The 17924-nt window shown below is 67.8% G+C and carries 13 protein-coding genes; 5 read left to right on the forward strand and 8 right to left on the reverse strand.

Annotated features, from left to right (window positions below; translation table 11 throughout):
• Positions 1-130: 130 nt before the first annotated feature.
• Positions 131-2299 carry a hypothetical protein gene (locus tag ABZU76_RS07320; protein ID WP_354865936.1) on the forward strand — a complete coding sequence of 723 codons (2169 nt, stop codon included), beginning with the start codon at positions 131-133 and terminating at the stop codon, positions 2297-2299.
• Here the strand turns inward: ABZU76_RS07320 and ABZU76_RS07325 are convergent, their stop codons facing one another.
• Positions 2300-3892: a hypothetical protein gene (locus tag ABZU76_RS07325; protein WP_354865938.1), complete on the reverse strand. Its 1593-nt coding sequence runs from the start codon at positions 3890-3892 to the stop codon at positions 2300-2302.
• Positions 3892-4518, reverse strand: a complete 627-nt coding sequence (locus tag ABZU76_RS07330; RefSeq protein WP_220245566.1) for a response regulator transcription factor — start codon at positions 4516-4518, stop codon at positions 3892-3894. The genes ABZU76_RS07325 and ABZU76_RS07330 overlap by 1 nt, the downstream gene beginning before the upstream one ends.
• Positions 4519-4890: 372 nt before the next feature.
• Here ABZU76_RS07330 and ABZU76_RS07335 point away from each other — a divergent pair, with 372 nt between their 5' ends.
• From ABZU76_RS07335 to ABZU76_RS07345, 3 genes are all read left to right on the forward strand, one after another.
• Positions 4891-5031 (forward strand): hypothetical protein, encoded by a 141-nt coding sequence (locus tag ABZU76_RS07335; protein WP_354865941.1) that lies wholly within the window; start codon positions 4891-4893, stop codon positions 5029-5031.
• Positions 5032-5277: 246 nt separating this feature from the next.
• Entirely contained in the window at positions 5278-9312 is a 4035-nt protein-coding gene (locus tag ABZU76_RS07340) for an AAA domain-containing protein (RefSeq protein ID WP_354865943.1), read from the forward strand.
• Entirely contained in the window at positions 9312-10166 is an 855-nt protein-coding gene (locus tag ABZU76_RS07345; protein WP_354865945.1) for a hypothetical protein, read from the forward strand. Before ABZU76_RS07340 ends, ABZU76_RS07345 begins: the two co-directional genes overlap by 1 nt.
• Positions 10167-10215: 49 nt before the next feature.
• On the opposite strand, the gene ABZU76_RS07350 is transcribed toward ABZU76_RS07345, so the two are convergent.
• Positions 10216-11031: an excalibur calcium-binding domain-containing protein gene (locus tag ABZU76_RS07350; RefSeq protein WP_354865947.1), complete on the reverse strand. Its 816-nt coding sequence runs from the start codon at positions 11029-11031 to the stop codon at positions 10216-10218.
• Between the two features lie 220 nt (positions 11032-11251).
• Between ABZU76_RS07350 and ABZU76_RS07355 the strand changes: the two genes are divergently transcribed.
• On the forward strand, positions 11252-12829 hold the full coding sequence (locus tag ABZU76_RS07355; RefSeq protein WP_354865949.1) for an exonuclease domain-containing protein: 1578 nt from the start codon (positions 11252-11254) through the stop codon (positions 12827-12829).
• An 8-nt stretch (positions 12830-12837) separates the two neighbouring features.
• Here the strand turns inward: ABZU76_RS07355 and ABZU76_RS07360 are convergent, their stop codons facing one another.
• From ABZU76_RS07360 to ABZU76_RS07380, 5 genes are all read right to left on the reverse strand, one after another.
• Positions 12838-13818 carry a hypothetical protein gene (locus tag ABZU76_RS07360; protein WP_354865951.1) on the reverse strand — a complete coding sequence of 327 codons (981 nt, stop codon included), beginning with the start codon at positions 13816-13818 and terminating at the stop codon, positions 12838-12840.
• Between the two features lies 1 nt (position 13819).
• Entirely contained in the window at positions 13820-15832 is a 2013-nt protein-coding gene (locus ABZU76_RS07365; protein ID WP_354865953.1) for a hypothetical protein, read from the reverse strand.
• Complete coding sequence (locus tag ABZU76_RS07370; protein ID WP_354865955.1) at positions 15829-16590, reverse strand: hypothetical protein; 762 nt, start codon at positions 16588-16590, stop codon at positions 15829-15831. Before ABZU76_RS07370 ends, ABZU76_RS07365 begins: the two co-directional genes overlap by 4 nt.
• Before the next feature lie 96 nt (positions 16591-16686).
• Positions 16687-17361: a Crp/Fnr family transcriptional regulator gene (locus ABZU76_RS07375; protein WP_354865957.1), complete on the reverse strand. Its 675-nt coding sequence runs from the start codon at positions 17359-17361 to the stop codon at positions 16687-16689.
• Positions 17362-17428: 67 nt separating this feature from the next.
• The gene (locus tag ABZU76_RS07380) at positions 17429-17749 is read right to left on the reverse strand and encodes a nucleotide pyrophosphohydrolase (protein WP_354865959.1); all 321 of its coding nucleotides are present in this window, start codon (positions 17747-17749) and stop codon (positions 17429-17431) included.
• Positions 17750-17924: the final 175 nt, after the last annotated feature.

Here is a 17924-nt window from a genome sequence, read left to right on the forward strand (position 1 = left end):
CGACCGTGACGGATCATGGTCGTCGATCGGCCACTCGGCTGGTTCTGGTGCAGACCAGCCCTTTCACGGACAGTGACGGCCTTCGCGCCCGCTGCTAGCGTGGACCGCAGGACGCATGAGGGGGAGACACGTGAGCGACGACGTGCTGATCGCCGAGCTCGTCAAGCAATCCGTCGGGCTGGCGTTCACCGTCGGCAGCAAGGTCGGCGAGTACCTGTGGGGCCGCCTGACCCGCCGGCTGAGCAACGATCCCGCCGCGCTCGAGAAGGCCGTGGAGCGGCTTCTCGCCGAGAACCCCGAGGCCATCCACCAGCTCAAAGCTCTGGCCGAAGTGGACCTGACGACAAGCAGGAATCCACCGTGGATCGTCCCGCGGTCGCCGCTGTTCGTCGACCGGGTCGCGGTGTGGCAGCAGCTGAGCGGCCGCACTGGCACGGCTCTGTTGACCGGCCCGTCCGGCATCGGCAAGACCGCCGCGGCCGAGCACTTCGCGGTGCACAGCAAATCTTCCTACCCCGACGGTGCCCTGCTGGTGAACCTCGCCGACTTCCGCGACGGCCCGGGCGGATCGCTGGGCCGTAACCGGATCAAGGCGTTCATCCTGTCCCGCCTGGGCATCGAGGTGCTCAGCACGGCCGACGACGACCTCGCCGTCCAGTACGACGAGGTGCTCCAGCCCCTGCGACTGCTCGTGGTCTTCGACGACGTCGAAAGCGCCGAAGAGCTCAACGGTCTCGTCCCGGCGTCGCCGATGAGCCTGGTGCTGGCCCTGACGTCGGCCCCGGAAGACGACTTTCTCCTCCGCTTCGCGCCCGTCCCGCTCGGCCAGCTCGAGGACGGCGCCGACCGGCAGCTCCTCGAAGCGATCTGTTCGCAGCAGCTCGTGCACAGCGATCCCGAAGGCGCGCAGAAACTCCTGGCGCAGTGCGACCGTGTCCCCGCGGCGCTGGTCGTGGCCGCGAGCCGCGTGCGGTCCTTCGCCGCGGTGACGCCGCGGCCACTGGCGGCCGTCGCGACCGAGCTCGAGGGCGGCGGCTCGCTCGGCCCCGTGAGCCACGCGTACGACGAGGCGCTGGCGGGGCTGTCCGACGGCGCCGCGGAGCTGTGCCGGCTGCTCACGGTGTTTCCCGGACCGAGCTTTACGAACGAAGTCGCGGTGGCGATCTTCGGACGGCCGAAGTCCCAGGTCCCGGCGCTGCTCGCCGAGCTGCACGCACAAGTGTTCGTGACAAGGGACGCGGACGGTCGGCTGCGGCTCGGCAGCCAGGCTCGCCAGGCCGTGCGCCGGACCGGGAACACGAGCGGGACCGAAGAAGCGTTCGCCCGGCTCGTCCGCTTCTACGCTTCGCGCGCTGTGCAGGCCGATTTCCAGAAATCGGGCCCGGAGCGGCTGCGCCTCTACGACACGAATCTCCCTCCTGGCACCGAAATCCACGATTTCGAACGGCACGAGGTCGACTGGCTCGTGGCCGAGCTCCCGACGTACCGGGCCCTGGCCGGCGCCGCACTCGACGTCGGCTTCCACCGGGAGCTCACGCAGATCTGCGGCGCGATCGAGGTCGTCGGCCTCCACCGCGGGCTGCACCGGGACCTCGAAGCGATCCTCGACCGCGGGCTCAGGACCAACCCGGCGCCGGCGCTCGAAGCCCGGATGATCAGCATGTACGGGCGGATCCTCTCGCTGGTCGGCGAATTCGACCGAGCGGCGCGCGCGTTCGAGCAGGCGAACGACGCCATGCTGAAATTACCGGAGCCGAACCCGGAACTTTCGGCGTCGGTGCTGGAGTTCCGTGGTCTGTTCCACCGCGAACAGGGGCAGCTCGCCGAGGCCGAGACGTCCTACCGCGCCGCGCTTGAGATCACCCGCGGCCTCAGCGCGGGCGGCGGACCGCACCGCGGCCGCGGCCTGCACGCCCGCATGCTGGCCAACGTCCTCGTCTCCCTGAAGCAGTTCACGGAAGCGCTGGAGTTGCTGCACGAAGCGGAAAACCACACCCTCCCCCGGCACGACCGTGACCGGGCGCAGGTCTGGCTCGTTCGGGCGAAGGTGTTCGCCGAGACGCGCCGGCCGACCGAGGCGCTCGCACTGCTTCCGGAAGCGTGGCGGCTGGCCAATGGCGCCGGCAGCAACCAGTACGACCTGGAGTTCGGCGAAGCGATCGGCGACGCCGCGTGGCGCGCCGGCGGCCACGACCTCGCGCGTCAGCACTGGTCCGGCGTGTGGCAGCGGTACGAGGCGTCGCGGCACCCGCGGCGGGAACGCCTGTACCACAAGCTTTGGTACGGCTTGCCCGCGTAATCAGATCGTCCGGTCGCCGACGCGTACCCGTAGATCCGTCAACGGCAGGCGCCGCACCGTGCGCCACTGGGCCGCTGACGCCAGCAGCAGCGGATCGACGTCCGCGGTGGTGCGAAGGTCGGTGGTCACCCCGTCCGTCCACACGCGACACAAGCCGGGTGCGGTTTCGGCGAGGAGCCGGGCGTTCGGGCGACGTCGTGCGGTGTCGGCGGCCCAGCCGGCGAAGTCACGACCCAGCTCGCGGTGGACGACGGCCGCGCCCTCGAGCTCGGCGAGGGTGGCGAGTTCGGCGTGGGCAACGACGTGCTGGCCCGGCAGCGGCCCACCCAACTGGGGCACGGCGGCGGGAAAGCGGCGAACGACCAGGTCAGCACCTTCGCACCGGACGCTCACGCGCAGCGCGGCCGGCGTCTGGACCTCAGGTGTGGGGTCGTCGACCGGCGGAAACACGGCGGGGCGCGCGGGTTCCGGCAGGTCCAACAGGTCGTACAACAGCGCCCTGAGGAGCTCCGCGCACTTGCCCGGATACTCGACGGCTTCGGCGGCCGGACCGTCGATGGGACCGTTCGTGATCGCGGCAGCCAGCTGGTCGGCGAGCGGGCGTTCGTCCAGCCGTGGCGCCCGCGCCACCAGATCGGCGAGCGGCGAACCGGCCACGACGGTGTCGGCGACGGGGCTCGCCATCACCACGGGCACGCCGGCAGCTGTGGCGTACAGCGGCATCGAACCGCAGTCGGAGACCACGCAGTCGGCCGACAGGACCGTCGCCTGCCAGCCACGTTGCGGGGGGATCACCGCGAGCCCACTGCGTCTCGCGGACGCCAGGACGGCGCGCACCTGCAACGCGCTGTGCGCCGACCACACGCCGGGGTGCAGCACGAGGCTCACGCGGTACTCGTCGAGCGGCAGTCCGGCCAGAAACCGGTGCGGCAGCCGCGGATCCGAGCCGATCAGCGACTGCGGTCCCCACGTCGACGCCAGCACGACGTGCGTGCGGTCCGCGGCACCGAGCACCCTTCTGAAGTGCGGCACGCGGTGGGCGCTGGCCAGCATCCGGTCGTGGCACGGATCCCCGATCACGACGGCCCGCCGGCGGTGCTCCCGGAGTTGGCTCAGCTGGTTGCCGTGGGAGAGCCCGATCCGGAGGCGATCACCGTGCAGGCGCGCGGGGTTGAGCCCGGAGATCGTTTTCGTGCGCGGGTAGTACTTCTGGTGCCCGATCCCGTGCGGCACGAGCAGCACCGGGCACTTCAGCTCGGCCAGGTCGTCGTTCTCGCTCGCGGCTATGGCCAGGTCGAAGGTGGTCGCCAAGGCCTGCTCCCACGGCAGGACGAGCGCCTCGAGCCCGGCCAGGAACTCCGCCAGGCCCGCGCCGAACACCGCTCGCCGCCGGTCGTCGAACGTGAACACGACCTGTACGCGGTGATCGTCTTCCAGCAGCGACAGGATGTCCAGCAGCCGCGTCACGGTGGTGACCGTGCGCGTCACCACGAGGATCCGGCGTTCGACGCGGTAGGTCAGCCAGTGGTCATACGCCGGATCGGCGGGGACCTTCGGCCGGAACGACGGGGGGGGGTATGCGTTTTCGGGCATCACTTGCCGCGGCGGGCGATCCAGGCGGCGGCTTGGGTGCGGCGTTGCATGCCGAGCTTGGCGAGGACCGAGGTGACGTAGTTCTTGACCGTTTTTTCGGCCAGGAAGAGGCGTTCGGCGATTTCGCGGTTGGACATGCCCTGGCCGATGAGCTCCAGGACGTCGCGCTCGCGGTCGGTGAGGGCGGCGAGGTCGTCGGTGGGCGGGTGGCGCAGTTTGTCGAGCACGCGGGCCGTGGAGACGGGGTCGAGCAGGGAGTGGCCGGCGGCGACCTCGCGGACGGCGTTGACCACGTCCTGGCCACGCACCTGCTTGAGCAGATAACCCGCCGCGCCCGCCATGATCGCGCCGACCATGGCTTCCTCGTCGTCGAAGGCGGTGAGCATGAGGCAGGCCGGCGGGTTGGGCTTGGAGCGCAGCTCGCGGCACAGGGTGATGCCGTCGCCGTCGCCGAGGCGGACGTCGACCACCGCGACATCCGGCTCCACGTGCATCGCGACGGCCAGCGCCTCCTCGACGCCCCCGGCCTCGGCGACCACCTCGATGTCCGCCTCGTCGCCCAACAGGTCGCGCAGGCCGCGGCGGACCAGTTCGTGGTCGTCGACGAGCAGCACCTGGATCGGCATACCCCGAGGTTACGGCTTCGGGGCGGCCGTCGCCGGTGCTGGTGCCCGAGGACACGTCGGGGGTGCGTTGTCGGCGCGGCGTCGGCGGGATGGCGGCGGGATGGCGGCGCGGCGGAAAATCACCGGATGTACCCGATCAGGTTGCCGCGGGAAATCGTTCGGAATTGATCCGTAACGGTTCCGGCGGCACGGCGATATGCCCGACATCGCTTCGCCGGTAGCGCAGGCGGAACCGGGAAATCCGGTGGGCGCAATTCCGGAAACGCCGATATCCCCATCCGGCGGCTATCCGTCACTGGTCGCCGCGGGTGCGTTGATCGCGGCTGCTGCGTCCGCCGGGCTGGTCCTCTGCCTGCGCCGCCCGTCGGCCTGATGCGGATCGTCGTGGTCGCGGCCCTGGCGGTGGCCGTCGCGACTCTGCTGTTGGTCGCGTTCCTGCGCCCGCCCGAGACACTGCCGGTGCAGCAGGTGGTGACGACGAGCAGACCGTCGACGAGCCGCGGATCCACATAATTCGCTGTCCCGCAGGCAAAGTTGCCTGATCGAGACGAAAAGCAGCCGAACGGGTGGTTCGCCGCCGGCACCTGACACGAATCCCCGGGCCATCGCGATCTTCCTCTCCGGTGACGGAGGATGGCGCTCTCGCAGGTCTCTTCCGCCGGGCTTGATCTTCTGCCATTCTGTACGGCTCGTCGCAGAACGGCGGGCCCTGTGCCACAACAGGTCCGAAGAACCGTTCTGCCGAGGAGACGAAGCGGTATGACCGCGCAGATCGACCCGCCACGGCTTGAGCTGGTCGCGGCGCAGGCCGACAAGTGGCGAAACCGGCTGATCGACGTCAGCCACAACAACACGATGGTCGTCTTCAAGAACACGAAGACGGGCAGCCTCGACCTGACGACCGCCGACCCGGACGCGCTCGCCACCGTGACCGGTGGCGCCAAGCTCACCCTACGGGCGCTGTTCCCCGATCCCGAGCGCCACCGGGCCGCCTGCACCAGTGCGCAGAGCCTGGCCCGCCGGATCCTGCTGTTCGAAGAAGAGCAGGGCGTGGAGGTCGGCCGGATCGCGATGGGCTTCGTGGTCACGGATCCCCAGCAGCACAAGGGGTCCAAGCCCGTGCCGACGTTGCGTGCTCCGGTGCTGCTGCGGCCGATGACGCTGAAGCCGCGAACCTCGGCGGAGAGTGACTTCACCGTGGAGCCGGGCGAGGACGTCGAGATCAACCCGGTGCTGCTGTACGTCCTCGACGAGCACTACGGCATCACCATCCCGGAGAACTTCGCGGCGCACGTAGAGAACGTGCTCGCCTCCGGCGCCGGGCACGCGGAGCAGGTCGAAGCCGTGTTCGGCGAGCTCGCCGCCGTGGCCGCAGCGCAGAACGTGAAGCTCACGCTGCAGAACGAGGTCGTGCTCGGCACGTTCAACTACGTCAAGCTCCCCATGGTCGAGGACCTCGCGAACGCCACCGAGCTGCTGGCGAGCCATGACCTCGTCGCCGCGATCGCCGGCTACCTGCCGGCCGCGGCCGAGCTCGCCGGTGAGGCGTCCGGGTTCTCGCCGCCGCCGGTGGATCAGCTCCAGCCCGCCGACGAGTTCCTGGTGCAGGACGCGGATTCGTCGCAGCACCGCGCGATCATGACCGCGTTGGCCGGGCAGCACCTGTTCATCGAAGGCCCGCCGGGCACCGGTAAGAGCCAGACGATCGCCAACATCATCGCCGGGGCGGCAGCGATCGGGAAGAAGGTGCTGTTCGTCGCCGAGAAGCGCGCGGCGATCGAGGCGGTGCTCAACCGGCTGGCCGACGTGCAGCTCGGCGGGCTGGTCCTCGACCTGCACCAGCAGAAGATCAGCAAGCGCGACGTCGCCAAGCAGCTTTCGGACAGCTTGGAGGCCGTCACGCGACAGCCACCAGTGGACGCCGAGCCGCTGCACGGCCGCCTTTCCGGCGCGCGACAGCGGCTGCTGGACCAGTCGCGCGAACTGCACGCTGTGCACGAGCCATGGGGGCTGAGCGCGTACGAGGTCCGCGACCGGCTGCTGTCGCTTCCGCCTGGTGATCGACTGCCCGGCGCGTTCCGCGGTGCTCAGCTGCAAGCCCTCAACGCCACCGCGGTCCAGAAGCTCGAACAGGAGCTGCGCGACTTCGTCTTGGTGGGAGGCCCGCGTCTGCTGCGGCGTGAGACCCCGTGGTGCAACGCTGAAGTCCGCACGACGGACGACGCGCGGCGGGTGCTGGCCGAGCTCGACCAACTGGCCGGCAAGACGCTCAAGCGCGGCCAGGACGGCATGCAGGCGCTGCTCAGCCAGACTGGTCTCATGCCACCGCGCGACATCGCGGGCTGGCAGGACGTGCTGGAGCTGCTCGACCAGGTTTCCTCGAGCGTGCAGGCCTTCGGCCCGGACATCTTCGGCACCCACCTCGACGCCTTCTGCTACGCGACGGCCGATCGCGCCGCCCGCGCCCGTTACCCGCAGCAGCTGCCTTGGAAGCAGCGCCGCGCGCTCGTCAAGCACGTCCGCGCGATGTCCACCCGACACATCACGAAGAAGCCCGAGCTGCACGCGCAGCTCATGCGCATCGCAGGGCAACGCGACCAGTGGCAGGCGCTGGGCGGCCGCCACACGCAGCCCGCGCACGTCACGGGCTTGGACCAGATGATGAAGGACTACGCCGAGCTGCGTCGTCAGCTCGCGGCAGTCGCCCTCTCGGCTCGGCGCCCGGATCTGGAGAACGGGCCGGCGCCGCAGATCGAGCAGCGCCTGGGTGAGCTGCGCGCCGACCAGGACATGTTGTTCAAGATGCCGACGTTGATCGCCCTGCAGGACCGGTTCCGGCAGCTCGGGCTGGGTCAGCTCGTGGAGGAGATCGTGGCCCGGAAACTGGACGCCGACGGCGCTTGGGTCGCGTTCACCCGCGTCTGGCTGGCTTCCATCGAAGACGAGCTGAAGCTGGCCGTGCCGGAGCTCGCGCAGTTCGTCGCCGAGCGCCAGACTCGCGCGGCCGACGAGTTCCGTACCCAGGACGTCGAGCACCGCGCGATCTCGGCCGCGCGGGTGCGCCGGGCGGTGGCGCGGCAGGTCAAGGAGGCGAAGGAGCAGCACCCTGAGCAGGCGAGCGTGCTGAAGAAGCAGGCGAGCCTCAAGACCCGGCACATGCCGACCCGCAAGCTGGTGGAGCAGGCGTCGGACGTGTTGCTCGCACTGCGGCCGTGCTGGGCGATGTCGCCACTGGTCGTGAGCCGGATGTTGCCCGCCGCGCGGCTGTTCGACCTGGTCGTGTTCGACGAGGCGAGCCAGATCCGCCCGCACGACGCCATCACGTCGATCATGCGCGGCCACCGGCTGGTGGTTGCCGGCGATGAAAAGCAGTTGCCGCCGTCGGCGTTCTTCGACCGCGCCGTGACCGACGACGAAGAGGACGAAGACTTCTCCGGTGAGCTCTCGGACTTCGAGTCCATCCTGACGGCGCTGCGGCCCGTAGTGCCCAACACCGAGATGCTGAGCTGGCACTACCGCAGCGCCGACGAGCGGCTGATCGCGTTCTCCAACCGCGAGATCTACCGCAACGGCTTGGTCACTTTCCCCGGCGCCCACCAAGAAAGTCCGGTGACGCTGGAGGTGGTGCACGGCGAAGCGTCGCCGGGGCAGAACGGCTCCGCGCCGGCCGAGGTCGCCCGCGTGGTCGAGCTGGTGCTGGAGCACGCACGGCTTCGTCCCGACGAGAGCCTCGGTGTGATCACGCCCGGCATGAAGCACCAGGCGCGGGTCGAGCGGGCGCTGCGCGAAGCCCGGCGGGGCCACCCCGAGCTGGAGGACTTCTTCTCGGGCGAGATCGAGCTCGGCCGGCGGTTCTTCGTCAAGAACCTGGAGAACGTTCAAGGCGACGAGCGCGACGCGATCATCCTCAGCGTCGGCGTTGCCCGTGACGCGGCGGGGAAAATCAACTACACGGCGTTCGGCATCCTCAACCAGCAGGGCAGCGAGCGGCGGCTGAACGTCGCCGTTACGCGCGCGAAGCGGCGGATGACGGTGGTGGCGTCGTTCACCGCCGCTGATCTGCGGCCCTCCGAACGTGTGACGGGGACGGAGTTGTTGCGCCGCTACCTCGAGTTCGCTGAGCGGCGAGGCTCGATCGACGCGGTCGGCCGACAGGTCGCCGGCGAGCTGAACGGCTTCGAGCGAGCTATCGACGTCGCGCTGAAGGGCCGCGGCGTGCCTGTGTTCGCCCAGTGGGGTTTCTCCGACTACCGGATCGACTTCGCGCTCGCGCACCGCGACGATCCGGGCCGCATGGTGCTCGCCGTCGAGGCCGACGGGCACAAGTACCACAGCTCGCACAGCGCGCGGGACCGCGACCGGCTTCGGCAGACGCACCTCGAGACGCTCGGCTGGCGGTTCCACCGGCTGTGGTCCTCGGCATGGTTCGCAGACCCCGTCGGAGAGACCGACAAGATCGTGGCGGCCTGGGAGAAAGCGATGGCCGACGCCGATGCTGAACCCGCGGTCGTCGAGCTGCTCGTACCGGCGGCGCCGGTTGTCGCCGCTGTTCCGGTGGCTCGGGGACCGAGGCCTGACGTGCCGCGGGGCTTGAAGATCAAGGAGTACACCGAACGGCAGCTCATCGAGATCTGCTACTGGCTGATGAGCGACGGCCTCCTGCTCGACAGCGACGACCGGCTCCAGCAGGCCATGACTGAGCTCGGGTTCTTCAAGCGCGGCTCTGTAATCGTCGAGCGCTTGAGCCGGGCGATCGAGATCGCCCAGCAGCTCGCAGACAAGGAGGAGAACTGATGTTCCCGCTGGACTCCAGGACGGTCGAACGGCTCGCCGAGGTGGTCGTGGACATGGGCGGCCCGTACGAGCGCAAGGGCTACCAGCTCACCGAACTGCTGGCCAGCGCGGGCTGGGCCGATCCGCCGGAGTACGACGGCTCGCCGCGCATCCCGTGGCTGACCGAGCAGCTCGAGGAGCGTCGGGATAACCGCGCGGACGTCGAACGGTTCCTCTGCCGCGTGTGCGACCCGATCGAATACGACGAGGGCGCGGTGATCGCCGACGAGTTCCGTGCGGTGGTCAACGAGAAGCTGGCGCCTGAGGGCTTGGTGGTGACGGTGGTGTCCGGCCGTCCCGTGGTCGGGCGCCTCGGCCCGGACGGGAAGCAGCCGACGTTCTCCGAACCCGCCGATTTCCGCCGCCGGCTGGAGAAACTGCTGGCCGATCCGGTGACCATCAACATGCTGATGGGGCGGCTGGAGGAGACCCGGATCTGCGAGAGCGGTGGGGCCTACACGATGGCGGTGATCGGGATCGGGAGCATCGTTGAGGGGCTGTTGTTGCAGCTGCTGCTGGAGCGCGATGAGGAGTTGCGGGAGAAGGGGTTCCCGAACCCTCGAGATCCGGGGCGGCGCAACAAGCCGGATCGAGTCACGCTGCAGCAGATGATCGACATTGCCCACGGAAAGGACTGGATCCAACTAGACGCGACCAAGTTCGTGCACACCGTCCGCGATTTTCGGAACTTCGTGCATCCGCGTAAGGAATTGGCCGAGCAGCCGAGGTTCGACCAGGACAGTGTCATGTTGTGCTGGGCGCCGGTACACGCTTTGCTCAATGATCTTGAGGAAAACGTTCCGGCGATTTCTTGACACGGGAGGCGGCCGGCGGGTTCGCCCGCCGGCCGCCTTTCATCTGTTTCTAATCCTCGCAGGCTACGCCGTCGTGATCGCGGTCCAGTGCTGACCGATAACCGGGTTCACCGGCGTACAGCGGCGCGGCATCGGCCGCTTTGGCCGCGGTGCAGTTCTTGAAGTAGACCGAGGATGTGTCCGGTTTCGGGTCGGGCTGCTCTTCCGTCGTCCGCACCGGTGGCGCCACGGCTTCCTTGTTCTTGGTCTCCGGCGGTGCCGGCGGGGCGGGAGCCTGAGGCGTCGGGGCGTCGATCGCGCCCTTGCACGGCGCCGCCCACAGGCCAGCCGCCGCCTGGCGAGCCGCCGTTTCCGCAGCTTGCAGGGCTGTTGACGTCGCGTCGACGGCGAACTTGGCGTAGCCGTTCTGCACCGCGGCCGTCGCGTAGTCGGTGCCGTCCGCGAGGGCGAGCGCGACGCCGGTGGTCGTGTCAGTGGTGAGTTTGATCGCGGCACCGGCGAGCTTGCTCGTCGCCCAGGCCAGCGTTTCCGTTGCGTAGCAGTTGTTCCCGGTCGCCACGGTGACGCCGAGGACGTGCACGGTCCGGTGGGTGCCGTCGCTGCCCGCGAGCTCGACGGTGGCGCCGTCCACGACCTTGTCCACGGTGTACGTGACGGGCGGCGGCGTCGAAGTGGTGGTCGTGGGCGCGGCCGGCGTGGTCGTGGCGGGGGCCGCGGGCGCGGCGACGGGCTGCGTCGGCGTCTCGGGGGCCTTGCCGAAAATGGCGCCCAGGACGAACAGAACTACGAAGACGCCGAGCGTGACCATCAGCCACTTCGGAAAACGCTTCCGGGGGCGCGCGGAAGGCGCCGGGGTGGGATGCATTCGGGAATTCCTCGATCCTGGCTGCGATGTGCTGACTGGTTCTCGTCGGAAAACCCGTCGGCGTTACGCCCGTGACGCGCAACTGACCATCATCACCTGAACGGCCCCGAGTTGATATCACGAAATTGTCACGGATTCGGGAATTCGGGAAAAGGCTGTCACGATCAACTGCGCATGAGCGATCCTCCGCGGAACCCTCCCGGAAGAAAGTGCAGACTCGATGGCCGACTTGATCGAATTCCTGCCGCTCACCCGCAGTGGACGGCTGTCCGGTCGCGGGGTCGATTTCACGGCGATCGACGTGAAGACCACCGGCCTGCGCACGGGCCGGATCGTCGAGCTGGGAGCAGTGCGAGTGCGGGGTGACGGCGTCGTGCTGGGGGAGCTGGCGACGCTGATCGACCCCGGCCGGTCGCTGCCGGCGAGTTGGAGCGGGCCGCACCGGATCACCGCCGGAGACCTGGCCGGTGCGCCGTCGTTCGCGGATGTCCTCGGGCCGTTGCTGGACCTGTGCCGCGGCGCAGTGGTGGTGGCGCACGATTTGCCGCTGGTCCAAGGGTTTCTCGCAGAGGAGGTGGCCCGCGTGGGTGTGCGGCTGCCGGCACTCCCGGGCGTCTCGACGGCGACCGCGGCGCAGGAAGCACTGCGGCTTCCGAACTACCGGCTGGCCACGATCGCGCGGGCGCTCGGCATCGATGACTTCCCGCCGTACCTCGCGTCGGCGTCGGCACGCGCGTGCGCGCAGGTGCTGACGGCGCTCGTCGGTACGCACGGGCTGCGGTTCGCCGCGCCGCCGCGGTATCCCGAGCTCCCGCGCTACGCCCCGGGCGGGCGCATCCTCCGTCGCCCGGAGGTCGAGGTGGCCGAGCGCGGCTGGATGTCTGGCGTCGTCGCCCGGGTCGTGACCTCGCCTTCGACTGCGGATTCCGCCGGCGCGGCGTACCTGGACCTGCTCGCCGAGGCCGTCGCCGACGAGTACTTGTCCGGCGAAGAGGTGTGGGCGCTGGCCGGGTTGGCCGCCGAAGCGGGCCTGCCGGAGCCCGACGTCCGGCACCTCCACGCCGAGTTTGTCTCGGCGCTGCGCGCGGTCGCGGAGGCCGACGGCGTGGTGACCGCCGACGAGGACCGCGCGCTACGCCAGGTCGCCACGGCGCTCGACGTCCCCGACGTCGTCGCCGACCTCCGCCCGACCGCCACCGACCGCAAGGCCACGCGCGTGCTGGTGCTCGGCACCACCGCCGAGGCCGACCAGCTTCGCGCCCTCGTTCTCGACGAGGGCGTGCAACTCGCCAAGAAGCTCACGGCGACGGTCACCCACCTCGCGTACGACGCGAGCGTGCCGCCGACCGAACCCCGCCTGACGCGGGCGGCGGACCTGGGTGCCCAGGTCATCGACGTCGCCTCGGCTCCGGCGGCTCTTGGCTTCGACCAGCCTGCTTCTGCGCTGTCTCCCACTTACGAGCTGCCAGTGCCGCCTCCTGCGCTACACGAGCCGGTTCCGGGCTGGCCGGTAGAGGAAGACACATTTGCCACGCCGCCGCAGCCGACTCAGCAGTTCGCCCCGGCTCGGCCGTCCGTCCCGGCACACTCCGCACCGAAATCTGCCGGGCGCCTGCGCGCAGTCGTCGGCGGCCGCGCAATGATGGCTGTCGGCTTGGTGCTCATGCTCATCACTGTGATCAGCCTGTTCGGCGGCCTGGCCCTGGGCGGTGGGTTCTTCTTCGGTGTGCTCGGCGTTGGCCTTCTTGTGGGTGGCTGGTACGTCAGTGAAGGCGGCCGAGCTGCCACGACCGGCTGATCCGAGGGTCAGTAGGCCGTCGATCCGTTGGTTCGCGGCCCCGATCCATTTCGGCCTTCGTGGGTGAACGTCTCCTCCAACGATTCCCGCAACCGGGCGAGCTCACTCTCCCGTCCCCGCGAAGTGACGGTGTTCAGCCAGTCCATCCGCATCTCGTGCAGATCGAAGTCGTCGGCTTCGCTCATCAGCCGACTGACCGCGTTGCGGAACGGGTCGTCAATGCCGGGCAGGGTGCGGCCGATGGGGATGTCGTGGGTGTGGATGTAGTTGAGGACTTGCTGGACCTTTTCCTTGTCCTGGCTCAGCATCATGGCCAACAGGCTGACTTTGCCGGAGTCGATCACTTCACCGTAGAAGCTGATGCGCTCTTGGTCCATGGCTCGCTGCTCGCGATCGACGATCCGGGCGCGGCGGATGGTCTCGAGCGCGTGCCGATGAAGCGCACCCATTCCGTTGAGGTGAAAGAGGGTATCGCCCTTTCCCCAGGAGATCGGTCCCTCGCGGAGGGCGACCATCGGGGCCAGCGTGCGGTCTGCGACTTCGGCCAGCTGCTCGACTTCTTCGAGGGCAGTTCGAAGGACGATCGGGCGCAGCTTGTCTTCGACGGCGTTGCGGATGGCGTCGAAGTGATCGAACTTTGGCTGCCGGATCAGCGCGACAGGGTCGGTGACCTGCCAGGACACCGAGACTGTGCCGTCGACGATGCCGCCCTCTTTCTCGGTCTCGAAAACGCTCGAGAAGGTCATGCTGTTCGACGAAACGCCTACCTCGTAGAGGTTCTTGATGTGCTTCGCCATGCTCAGACCCAACTTCTGCACGCCCGTGGTCGTGCCGAGGTGAAGGTTGGAACTCGCCCACATCCCATCATGGAGTTGGGCTACGAGCACGGTGTTGCGCTTCTTCCGGGATTGATGGCGCAAGATCGCGCCGAAGTGCCGCGGGTGCCGGCGAACATCATGCCAGGACTGGTAGGGCGTCTCGGCGTCCATGTCAAATATCCTTCAATGTCAGGGCGAGCTGCCGAGCCAGATTCCTGGAGCCTTCTTCATTGCTTTCGATGTATCTGCGCAGGTCGTAGCCGAGCCTGCGCACGAAACTCGGATCGCCGGTGAATAGGATCCTCAGCAGCGCTTGGTTGGCCACGGTGTGTGGACCACTGACGGACCATGAGGACCAGACTGCGAGATTTTTGATCACGGCGGGCCGGTAGGTCGTGTTGGTCATCAATGCGGCGAAGATCATCCGGATCGCCGATTCTTCGCGGGAGGCGAAGGTTACGGGTGCCTGGTTGAGCGACAACGCGTCGATGGAACACTTGTAAGCCATAGCTCTGGCCTGGGCGCCACCGCCGGCGAGCCAGAAGGCGAGGCTGCTCAGCACCAGGCTGCGGTTGCTCGGTTCCTGGAGGAGCTCTCGGACAGCGGGTGGGATCAGCGCCCGCAGACGTGAGTCGCAGTTCTTGGTCAATCTGCCCAGTTGCTTCATGGCGAACTCGGGGTAAGCCTTCCCGAACTCGGCCCGGCAAGCGATGGCAACCGCGTGCCGGTAGCGGCTGCGGGCGGTGGGTCTCGCCCACCAGTTGAGGTGGTCCTTGACGGTCTGGACGTAGCTGGGGTTGGTACACAGTGCACCGAGCGTGATTGCTGCGATCTGGTGGTGGTGTCCCGATCCGTAGGTTTCCAACCACGGACGAACCCATTGCAGTGGCCCAGGTTCCGCCGACGCGGCGATCAACTTGCCGAAGCGGGTGAACACCTCACGCTGGGCGTCCGAATCCTCCGGCAGCTCTTCGGACAAGCTTCCGAGCCATTCGTGCAGCAACGCACGAATGCGATCGAACTCCTTCCATGCGTAGCGGAGAAGCCGCATTCCCCAGTCGGGTCGGGTGAAGCGCACCCGTTCGGGATTGGTGAGGCCGTAGTCAGTACCGAGTTGTGGTGGGATGGTGGCGTGGACGTTGTTCAGTTTTTCGTCCCTGGTGCGTTCGAATAGGTCCGGTGGCGTATAGGGCCAGATCTCCTTGTTCTCGGGGTTGGTGAGGACATCTTCGAGCTTCTTCGCGGCTGACGCGATGTCGTTGTACGGGCAGTCTTCTAGAAGTGCGACGGTGATGCTCAAAGCCCTGGTTGCCGCGTTGGGGTTCTCGGTGAACCAGTCTTGAACGTCGTGGTCTTCATTCCGGTAGAGGGTCTGCGCGACCTCGTCGAACGAGTACTGATCAGACTCGACCTCCGCAAGCAGACGTGCGACCTCCGCGCCGCGTCGAGGTTTGCTATATCCAGGCAGCACTTCAGAGAGCTTGATCTGAGTCAGTAGTTCGCGGCAGCGCTCGGGCGGTATGCCCTTGGCCTTCAGATGCGCGTGCGCGACGTCGGAAGTTGGTGGTGGAATCAGCTCAGTGACATACTCCGGAACCGTTCTCAGGCTCACGTCGCTGTTGAAAGCAACAACGAGGTAAGCGTCCATCTCACGCAGAGTGTGCTCGAGTTGGCCGAGAGTGCGTTCGCCGTCGGATTCCGCCCAATCGGTGCCGGTGTGGTCGTCCCACAGGTAGCCGACCAGCCCGGATCGCCGTTTGACTGAGGAGACGAAGTCTTTGAGTGGACGCGCGGGGTCGAGCCGCTGGAGGGTGCCGACGTTGCGGTCGATAAGAAGCCGGACTCCGGCCATCGATCTCCCACTGGATCGTCCACTGAGTACCACGAGCCGGCGCTTTCGGAGGATCAGGGCAGCCCGGCCGAACTTTTCCGGGCGGCAGAAAGCCCTGGTCGCGTGTGTGATCAGATCGTCTGTCACGGGCCCTTCGACGAGATTGGCCCTGACTTCCTTCTCTGGAGCGAACTGGTTGATCACGGTGCCGTTGTTGTCCCCACCCACCGAGGTCCCAGTGACCGAGGGTTGTTCGGTGCGGTCCTCCGGCGGGGCGGACTGCTGCTCGTCCGGCTCAGCGGCGGGTTCGGTCGCCTTCTCGTCCGCCGGTGCGATCTCCGGCGCGACCGTCACCGCTGACCGCCGGGGTAGCCGACGTTGGAGGTGATCGACCCGCCGTTGTTTCCGCCGATGGCAACGCCGTAGACCGATCCGCCGATGTGCTGCGAGCTCGTCCCGGCTGGGGTTTCGAAGTGCGACGGACTGGCGGCGGGCGCGGCAGTCGGCGACGGGTCGAGTTGGGGCAACGCGTCAGGGTCGAGGCCGGGAGCCCAGACCCAGCAGTGGGCGCTGAACTCCTTGTTCTCGACCTCGAGCCGGGCGAAGTCGTGCGCAGTCAATTTTTGAGTGTGCCCGCCTTTGACAGCGTCGCGGTAGGCCTGGTCCGAGATGATCAGGGCGGCGGTGACCGCCAGCCGCGCGTCGAGGGCCTTCACCAGCGCCTTGAATTCTTTCGCGTCGAGCAGCCGGGCGAGGTCGATCGTCGGGCGTTGGAAGTGCTCACCGTCGGAGACCACGACGGGACCGGCGTGCGCGGCCAGGCGCACCTGGATCGTCGGCAGGTGGCGGCGATTGTGGTTGTAGAGCAAGCAGTGCAGCTCATACGCGGCGTCGATGAGAGCTGGCAGGTCGGGCTCGGAGAACGCGCACAGTGAGCCGTCGCCGGTGGCCGAATAGTTGCGCTGCGTGGCTAGGTCGATGCCGGCCTTGTCCAAAGCGGCCTCGACCAGTTCCTTGGCGTCGCCGCGGAGGAGTTCGAGCTGGTCGTCGTCGACGCTGGAGGATCCGATCACGTCGTATCCGAAGACGGCCTTCGAGCTGGGCATAACCATGGTGTCTCCCCTTCCCGGTATCCGGTCCGGAGAGTTTTCGGCACCAGCGGGGCCCGCGACTACGGTCTAGCAGGTAGACAGTTTCGGCAAACCGTGCTAACTGTCGGCACTTCCCAAGGCGCGTAGGCGAGGGAGATCACTCAAGACGAACTGCAACCGGCCTGTTCGGAGAGCACCGTTGGCGGTCAATGCTGCGAGCGCTTCGTCGACCGACTTCGGTGACGCGCCGACGGTCTGGGCCAGCTCACGGCGCGAGAACCCACTGATCGTCACCTGGCTGCCGGTGCGAATCCCGAACGACTCCGCCCACGTCAGCAGCGTGCGCGCCACTCGGCCCCGCACGTCGACGGACAGGTAGGACAGCCGTTCTCGCTCGGCTCTGCGCAGGCGCAGCCGGACCGCCGTCAGGATGTAGCGCATCGCCTCTGGATGCCGTGCCACGAACGCTCGAAAGGCCAGGCCGGAGATCTCCGTGACAGCACCGGCGGTCCGGCCGCGTCCCGAGGCGGACCGAGGCGTTTGCTCCAGCGCGCTGACCTCGCACAGCAGGTGCCCACGACCATAGATGCCGAGGATCAGTTCGGTGCCGACGTTCGCGGTCACGTACACGGTGATCAGGCCGGATTCGATGAAGAGCACGTTGCCAGGTGTGCTGTCTTCCATGAAGAGCAGTTCGCCGGCTTCGAACTCGCGGTGCACTCCGATCTGTCTGAACTCGGCGAGGGCGGTTTGCCCTACCCAGGTCGAAAAAGCCAGCGGGGAACTGTCCACTTGCCCAGTTTCTCCCAGTTCGGAACGCAGCGGTATCAACCAAAGGTTGGGCGTGTGTGACGGTGCGTCAACGCTGCACGGGCGGGAAGCGGGTCTCGTTGCGCTCGACCTTCGCGTTGCCCACTTCGAGGAGGTCGATGTCCAGGGCGTCGGCGAGTTGGACCAGGTAGAGGAGGACGTCGGCGATTTCGTCGCGGACGTTGGTGGTCAGGGTGGGGTCGGAGCGGTACTCGCGGGCCTCTTCGGGGGTGAGCCATTGGAAGAGGGAGATGAGCTCGCCGACTTCGCCGGAGAGGGCCATGACGAGGTTCTTCGGGTGGTGGAACGGTTCCCAGTCGCGGGCGGAGGCGAAGTCGCGGAGGCGTTGGGTGAGCGCGTCGAGAGTCACGGGAGATTGCGTACCACGGCGGTCACGGTGGGCTAACGGCCGTATGGCGGACTTGCGTTGACCCTCGCGCCGCGGTTTCCCTAGTGTCCTGAGTCGTAATTTCGTGGCCAGTGGTTAGAGTGTGAGGGTGCCGAGTTCGAAGCTGCCGCCAGTGTCGTTGACCGATGAAGAACGG

Origin of the sequence: Amycolatopsis sp. NPDC005232, from assembly GCF_040607795.1 — a bacterium.
Classification (GTDB): Bacteria; Actinomycetota; Actinomycetes; order Mycobacteriales; family Pseudonocardiaceae; genus Amycolatopsis.

Coding starts and splice junctions, on each gene's coding strand:
- ABZU76_RS07325 (WP_354865938.1), bottom strand. CDS start 3,892: ATGCCCGAAAACGCATACCCCCCCCCGTCGTTCCGGCCGAAGGTCCCC.
- ABZU76_RS07330 (WP_220245566.1), bottom strand. CDS start 4,518: ATGCCGATCCAGGTGCTGCTCGTCGACGACCACGAACTGGTCCGCCGC.
- ABZU76_RS07335 (WP_354865941.1), top strand. CDS start 4,891: ATGCGGATCGTCGTGGTCGCGGCCCTGGCGGTGGCCGTCGCGACTCTG.
- ABZU76_RS07340 (WP_354865943.1), top strand. CDS start 5,278: ATGACCGCGCAGATCGACCCGCCACGGCTTGAGCTGGTCGCGGCGCAG.
- ABZU76_RS07345 (WP_354865945.1), top strand. CDS start 9,312: ATGTTCCCGCTGGACTCCAGGACGGTCGAACGGCTCGCCGAGGTGGTC.
- ABZU76_RS07350 (WP_354865947.1), bottom strand. CDS start 11,031: ATGCATCCCACCCCGGCGCCTTCCGCGCGCCCCCGGAAGCGTTTTCCG.
- ABZU76_RS07355 (WP_354865949.1), top strand. CDS start 11,252: ATGGCCGACTTGATCGAATTCCTGCCGCTCACCCGCAGTGGACGGCTG.
- ABZU76_RS07360 (WP_354865951.1), bottom strand. CDS start 13,818: ATGGACGCCGAGACGCCCTACCAGTCCTGGCATGATGTTCGCCGGCAC.
- ABZU76_RS07370 (WP_354865955.1), bottom strand. CDS start 16,590: ATGGTTATGCCCAGCTCGAAGGCCGTCTTCGGATACGACGTGATCGGA.